At 53.8% G+C, this 6,914-nt stretch carries 5 protein-coding genes; all 5 read right to left on the reverse strand.

What is annotated here, in order from left to right; all coding sequences use genetic code 11:
- Window positions 1-121: 121 nt before the first annotated feature.
- The 5 genes from VGC62_RS05225 to tig all read right to left on the reverse strand — a co-directional run bounded on the left by VGC62_RS05225 (window position 122) and on the right by tig (window position 6,548).
- A complete protein-coding gene (locus VGC62_RS05225) occupies window positions 122-394 on the reverse strand; it encodes an HU family DNA-binding protein (protein WP_331186001.1) in 273 nt (90 codons plus the stop codon).
- Between the two features lie 137 nt (window positions 395-531).
- Entirely contained in the window at window positions 532-2,928 is a 2,397-nt protein-coding gene (gene lon, locus VGC62_RS05230; protein WP_331186002.1) for an endopeptidase La, read from the reverse strand.
- A gap of 179 nt (window positions 2,929-3,107) precedes the next feature.
- Window positions 3,108-4,391 (reverse strand): ATP-dependent Clp protease ATP-binding subunit ClpX, encoded by a 1,284-nt coding sequence (clpX, locus tag VGC62_RS05235; RefSeq protein WP_331186003.1) that lies wholly within the window; start codon window positions 4,389-4,391, stop codon window positions 3,108-3,110.
- A 114-nt stretch (window positions 4,392-4,505) separates the two neighbouring features.
- A complete protein-coding gene (clpP, locus tag VGC62_RS05240; protein WP_331186004.1) occupies window positions 4,506-5,147 on the reverse strand; it encodes an ATP-dependent Clp endopeptidase proteolytic subunit ClpP in 642 nt (213 codons plus the stop codon).
- Window positions 5,148-5,237: 90 nt separating this feature from the next.
- Window positions 5,238-6,548: a trigger factor gene (gene tig / locus VGC62_RS05245; protein WP_331186005.1), complete on the reverse strand. Its 1,311-nt coding sequence runs from the start codon at window positions 6,546-6,548 to the stop codon at window positions 5,238-5,240.
- Between the last annotated feature and the right edge of the window lie 366 nt (window positions 6,549-6,914).

Consider the following 6,914-nt stretch of genomic DNA (forward strand, 5'->3'; position numbering starts at 1 on the left):
AAGCGGACAGGGTTCGAATGTGCGTCCCCCGAGGTGACCGGCCAGCTTACAGCCAACCGAACTTGCCGCTTCACAACCAGGACAGAAGTACATGGTCCTGGCTGGACAAAGGCAAAAAAACTTAGTTAACAGCTTCTTTCAGAGCTTTACCGGCTTTGAAACTTGGTTTTTTAGCCGCAGCGATTGCGAGCGCCTCACCTGTCTGTGGGTTACGACCCTGGCGAGCTGAACTCTCTTTCACAGAGAAAGTACCGAAACCAACCAGTACAACCGAGTCGCCGGCCGTGAGAGCGCCAGTGACGGATTCGATTACTGCATCCAACGCGCGGCCAGCAGCAGCTTTCGGGATATCAGCGGATGCGGCGATAGCATCAATCAGTTGCGACTTGTTCACTCTAAGTCCCCTTAATATCTATATTGAGTATTTTCTAAGTTTTTTGGTAAAGCCAAACAAACGCTGAGTGGCCTGCTGACGCTTGAGAGCCGCTTTATAGCAAGGGCTCTAAAAAGCTGTCAAGAAAGCCCCTCAGACTAATGCGTGCTAATTCTTTCCTTAGAGTCAGACTCGCGTTTTTCATCCTTTGCAACCATCTCGGGAGCCACATCCGGCAAGGGCTCCGGCGCGTATTGCAGCGCAATTTGCAGGACTTCGTCAATCCATTTAACTGGCTTGATCTGCAGGTCCTGTTTGATGTTGTCAGGAATCTCCTTCAAATCGCGAACGTTCTCCTCTGGAATGATCACCGTTTTGATTCCTCCACGGTGCGCGGCCAGTAGCTTTTCTTTCAATCCACCGATGGCCAGAACTTGTCCGCGAAGGGTGATTTCACCGGTCATCGCCACGTCTGCACGGACAGGGATCTGTGTTAGCGCCGAAACAAGCGCCGTACACATGCCTACGCCTGCGCTAGGGCCATCTTTGGGCGTAGCCCCTTCCGGCATATGGATATGGATGTCGCGCTTCTCATGGAAGTCCAGAGGAATGCCCAGACTTTTCGCCCGACTGCGCACTACGGTCAATGCAGCAGTGATCGATTCGACCATCACGTCACCCAGCGAACCGGTCTTGATCAGTTGACCTTTACCCGGCACCACAGCGGCCTCAATGGTGAGCAATTCGCCCCCTACTTGAGTCCACGCAAGACCGGTCACCTGACCAATTTGGTCCTGTTGTTCGGCCAATCCATAACGGAATTTGCGCACGCCAAGGAAACTTTCCAGCATTGCGGCCGTGACCTGGACAGAAAAACGCTTCTCATGAGCGTGTTCCTTGACCGCCTTGCGGCAGACTTTAGCGAGTTGCCGCTCCAGGCCGCGCACACCAGCTTCACGCGTGTAATACCGGATAATGTCGCGAATGGCCTCTACATCGAACTCAATCTCACCCTTTTTCAAGCCATTGGCAGCAATCTGCTTGGGTGAAAGATATTTGGTGGCGATGTTGATCTTTTCGTCTTCGGTGTAACCGGGTAGACGAATCACCTCCATACGGTCCAGCAGGGCTGCCGGAATATTCATGGAGTTCGCGGTACATAAAAACATGACATCCGAAAGATCGTAATCGACTTCCAGATAGTGGTCGTTGAAATTGTGATTCTGTTCTGGATCAAGCACTTCCAGCAGGGCCGATGCCGGATCACCACGCATATCGCTGCCCATCTTGTCGATTTCATCGAGCAAGAACAGCGGGTTACGGACGCCTACCTTGGTCATTTTTTGAATCAAACGACCCGGCATCGAGCCGATGTAAGTCCGGCGATGACCGCGAATTTCAGCCTCGTCACGCACGCCACCCAGCGCCATGCGCACAAATTTGCGATTAGTAGCATGAGCAATCGACTCCGCCAGCGAGGTTTTACCCACACCAGGCGGGCCGACCAGGCACAACACCGGACCACGAATCTTCTTCACGCGCTTTTGCACGGCGAGGTATTCGAGAATGCGCTCTTTGACTTCGTCCAGACCGTAGTGATCAGCGTCGAGGATGTCTTCAGCACGGGCCAGGTCCAGGCGCACTTTGCTCTGCGCTTTCCATGGCACCTGAACCAGCCAGTCGATGTAGGAACGTACAACGGTTGCCTCTGCCGACATCGGCGACATCTGCTTGAGCTTGTTAAGCTCGGTAGTCGCTTTGGTCAGGGCATCTTTTGGCAGACCCGCAGCATCGATGCGCTTTTTCAGCTCTTCGAGCTCGTTGTGGCCTTCCTCGCTGTCGCCGAGTTCTTTCTGAATGGCCTTCATCTGCTCATTCAGGTAGTACTCGCGCTGACTGCGCTCCATTTGTTTCTTGACGCGCCCGCGAATGCGCTTCTCGACCTGCAGCAGGTCAATTTCAGCATCCAGCAAGGCAAGCACATGCTCGACCCGTGCAGACAGGTCAATGATTTCGAGGATTTCCTGCTTCTGCTCGATTTTCAGCGCCATGTGCGCTGCCATGGTATCGACCAGTCGGCCTGGCTCATCGATGCTATTGAGCGAGGACAGGACTTCTGCAGGGACCTTTTTGCCCAACTGCACGTATTGTTCGAACTGAGCCAGCAGGCTGCGCACGAACACTTCGGACTCGCGGTCTGGCGCGTCGACTTCATCGATCAGCGCAACCTCGGCACGGCAGTGACCATCGACCTCAATAAACCGCTCGACAGAACCACGCTGCTCGCCCTCAACCAGCACCTTGACGGTGCCATCAGGCAACTTCAGCAGTTGCAACACCGTTGCAACAGTACCCACGCTATAAAGAGCGTCTTCACCAGGATCATCGTCTGCAGGATTTCTTTGCGCGAGCAGGAGGATTTGCTTGTCGCCGGTCATCGCGGCTTCAAGGGCCTCGATCGACTTCTCGCGCCCCACGAACAGTGGGATAACCATATGCGGATAAACCACAACATCGCGCAATGGTAAAAGAGGCAATTCAATGGTCGTCTTCATGATTTCGCCTCTACAGCGGCCATAAGGCCATGGACAGATAGATATGAGCTGAAAATCAAGATGGGGGTAGATCCCTAAAAAAACAAGCGCCGGTTTCAGGAAATGCAAAAGCACCTGAATGCAAAAGGGACCCGAAGGCCCCTTTGCGTTTTACATCACTTACCGCCAAGCACAGACGCTTATGCGTCAGGTGCCGCTTTGGCTGGCGGTTCGCTGTTTTCGTAGATCAATAGCGGCTTGGACGTCCCTTCGATCACGCTTTCGTCGATCACCACTTTGCTCACGTCGGACTGTGACGGGATTTCATACATGGTATCGAGCAAAACGCCTTCCAGGATAGAGCGCAAGCCACGAGCACCTGTCTTGCGCTCAAGCGCACGACGAGCAACCGATTTCAACGCATCGGGGCGGAACTCAAGGTCCACACCTTCCATCTCGAACAGCTTGGCGTACTGCTTGGTCAGCGCATTCTTTGGCTCGGTCAGAATCTGCATCAAAGCAGCTTCGTCCAGCTCATCCAGCGTTGCCAGTACCGGCAAACGGCCCACGAATTCCGGAATCAGACCGAACTTGACCAGATCGTCAGGCTCGACCTCTCGCAGGGACTCGCCCACCTTCTTGCCTTCTTCCTTGCTACGGACTTCGGCATTGAAACCGATACCGCCACGGGTAGAACGGCTCTGAATGACCTTTTCCAGGCCAGAGAACGCACCACCGCAGATGAACAGAATGTTGCGCGTGTCCACTTGCAGGAATTCCTGCTGTGGGTGCTTTCGACCACCTTGTGGTGGAACAGAAGCCACAGTGCCCTCAATCAGTTTCAGCAAGGCTTGCTGCACGCCTTCCCCAGACACGTCACGCGTAATCGAAGGGTTGTCGGATTTGCGCGAAATCTTGTCGATTTCATCGATGTAGACAATGCCCATCTGGGCCTTCTCGACGTCGTAATCGCATTTTTGCAACAATTTCTGGATGATATTTTCCACGTCCTCACCGACATAACCGGCTTCGGTCAGGGTCGTGGCGTCGGCGATGGTGAACGGTACATTGAGCAAACGAGCCAGCGTTTCCGCCAACAGAGTCTTGCCGGAGCCCGTAGGGCCGATCAGCAGGATGTTGCTCTTGCCCAGTTCAACGTCGTCATTTTTCTTGTCGCGTTGGTTCAAGCGCTTGTAGTGGTTGTACACCGCTACTGCAAGAACCTTCTTGGCACGCTCCTGACCGATTACATATTGGTCAAGGATACCGCTGATTTCTTTGGGCGATGGTAACTTATGGGCGCTGCTCTCTGCCTGTGCTTCCTGCACCTCCTCGCGGATGATGTCATTGCACAGGTCGACGCACTCGTCACAGATAAATACCGAGGGGCCGGCAATCAATTTGCGCACTTCATGCTGGCTTTTGCCGCAGAAGGAGCAATAAAGCAATTTGCCGTTGTCCTCGCCGTTGCGGGTGTCAGTCATTCGATCGATCCAATCCGGTAGGCTTGCAACACAAGATGAAGGCAATTGCGGGCTTTTTCAAGTCCGCAGGTGGCAGGGTTTTCCGACCACCCGGGATTACTGCCTATCAAGCAGTCATTTGACCAATTGACGTTTGTCGAGAACCGAATCAACCAGACCGTATTCAGCAGCGCGCGAAGCACTCATGAAATTGTCCCGGTTAGTGTCGTTTTCGATGGTCTCAAGTGACTGGCCTGTGTGGAAAGCCAACAATTCATTAAGACGCGCACGAATGGACAGGATCTCTTTGGCATGGATGTCGATATCCGACGCCTGCCCCTGGAAACCGCCCAATGGCTGGTGAATCATCATGCGCGAGTTAGGTAAGCAGTAACGCTTGCCTTTGGCACCACCGGCCAGCAAAAACGCACCCATGCTGCAGGCTTGGCCGATGCAGATCGTGGAAACGTCCGGTTTGATGAACTGCATGGTGTCGTAGATCGACATACCAGCAGTCACCGAACCGCCCGGTGAGTTGATGTAGAGATGGATGTCCTTGTCCGGGTTTTCCGCTTCAAGGAACAGCAGTTGCGCTGCGATCAGGTTGGCCATGTAGTCTTCTACCGGACCAACCAGAAAGATCACTCGCTCCTTGAGCAGGCGCGAGTAAATGTCATAGGCGCGTTCGCCACGGGCGGACTGCTCGATAACCATCGGGACCAGGCCGCCTGCGGCCTGAATGTCAGAGTTCTGCTGAATATAAGAATTGCGGGACATGTCCTGCATTCACTCCCAAATAGTCATGTCTTGAATACGCATAAGCCAGCGCGAAGGCTGGCTTATGGTGTTTTCGAACGAGAGAAAAAATCAGTCGGCTTGTGGAGCTTCTACCGGCTTGACCGCTTCTTCGTACGAGACCGCTTTGTCGGTCACGCTCGCTTTCTGCAAAACAGTATCCACAACTTGCTCTTCCAGCACAACCGAACGCACTTCGTTCATTTGCTGGTCGTTCTTGTAATACCACGCCACAACCTGCTCTGGCTCCTGGTATGCGGAAGCCATTTCCTGAATCAACTCACGCACGCGAGCTTCGTCAGGCTTGAGGTCGAACTGCTTGACCACTTCAGCAACGATCAGACCCAGCTCGACGCGACGCTTGGCCTGCTCTTCGAACAGCTCGGCAGGCAGTTGGTCTGGCTTGATGTTACCGCCAAACTGCTGAACGGCCTGGACGCGCAGACGGTTCACTTCATTTTCCAGAAGTGCTTTAGGCACTTCGATCGGGTTGGCGGCCAGCAAGCCATCCATTACCTGGTTTTTGATCTTGGATTTGATCGCCTGACGCAGCTCGCGCTCCATGTTCTTACGAACTTCGGTACGGAAGCCTTCAATACCGGTTTCCTTGATCCCGAACTGAGTGAAGAACGCTTCGTTCAGCTCAGGCAGCTTTGGCTCGGAAATGGTGTTGACAGTCACGGTGAACTCGGCAGTTTTGCCAGCCAGCTCCAGGTTCTGATAATCCTCCGGGAAGGTCAGACTCAGAACGCGCTCTTCACCGGCCTTGGCGCCAACCAGACCATCTTCGAAACCAGGAATCATGCGACCGGAGCCCAGTACCAGCTGTGTGCCAGTAGCTGTACCGCCAGCGAATTCTTCGCCGTCGATCTTGCCCACGAAATCGATGTTCAGTTGGTCTTCGTTCTGGGCTGCACGATCGGCCACTTCGAAACGAACATTCTGCTTGCGCAGGATTTCCAGCATATTGTCCAGATCGCTGTCAGCCACATCAGCGGACAGACGCTCAACGGCAACGGATTCAAAACCGGCAACGGTGAACTCAGGGAATACTTCGAAAGTCGCGACGTATTCCAGGTCCTTGCCTTTTTCGAAAGACTTTGGCTCGACCGATGGAGCACCCGCTGGATTCAGCTTTTGTTCTACGACTGCTTCATAGAAGGTCGCCTGGATCAGGTCGCCCAGAGCGTCCTGACGAGCACCGTCTTCATAACGCTGGCGGATCACGCTCATAGGCACTTTGCCTGGGCGAAAGCCCGGGATCTTGGCTTTACGTGCGGTCTGCTGCAGACGCTTGTTGACTTCAGTCTCGATGCGTTCGGCAGGCACGCCAATGGTCATGCGGCGCTCAAGAGCGGAAGTGTTTTCAACAGAAACTTGCATGGATATTCCTCGTTGCACAGACGTTAGCCGGCCGTTTCCGACCCCAGAATCAAGGGCAAGCATTCTAGTGGGTCAAACTCAAGAAGTCACCCTACCGAATGAGGGTAAATACAGTGGAATGAATCAAGGGATGTGCTGGCGACTCGAATCGCCGTCGCGAGCCGTCTGGGACGGGCCTGATTTGCACCTATATAAAGGAAGCGATGCATGACCGGACGTCGATCCAATCCCTGGAAACATACCGAACGACCCAGCAACCGATCAGCCGTAAGGGTCGCTGGATCATGAAACCAATACGCTAAAACAAGAAAAGCCGCACTTGGCGGCTTTTCTAGCCCTTCAGAGCGCCATAGCGACTCCAAAGGT

Source organism: Pseudomonas sp. (assembly GCF_036404235.1).
Lineage (GTDB): Bacteria > Pseudomonadota > Gammaproteobacteria > Pseudomonadales > Pseudomonadaceae > Aquipseudomonas.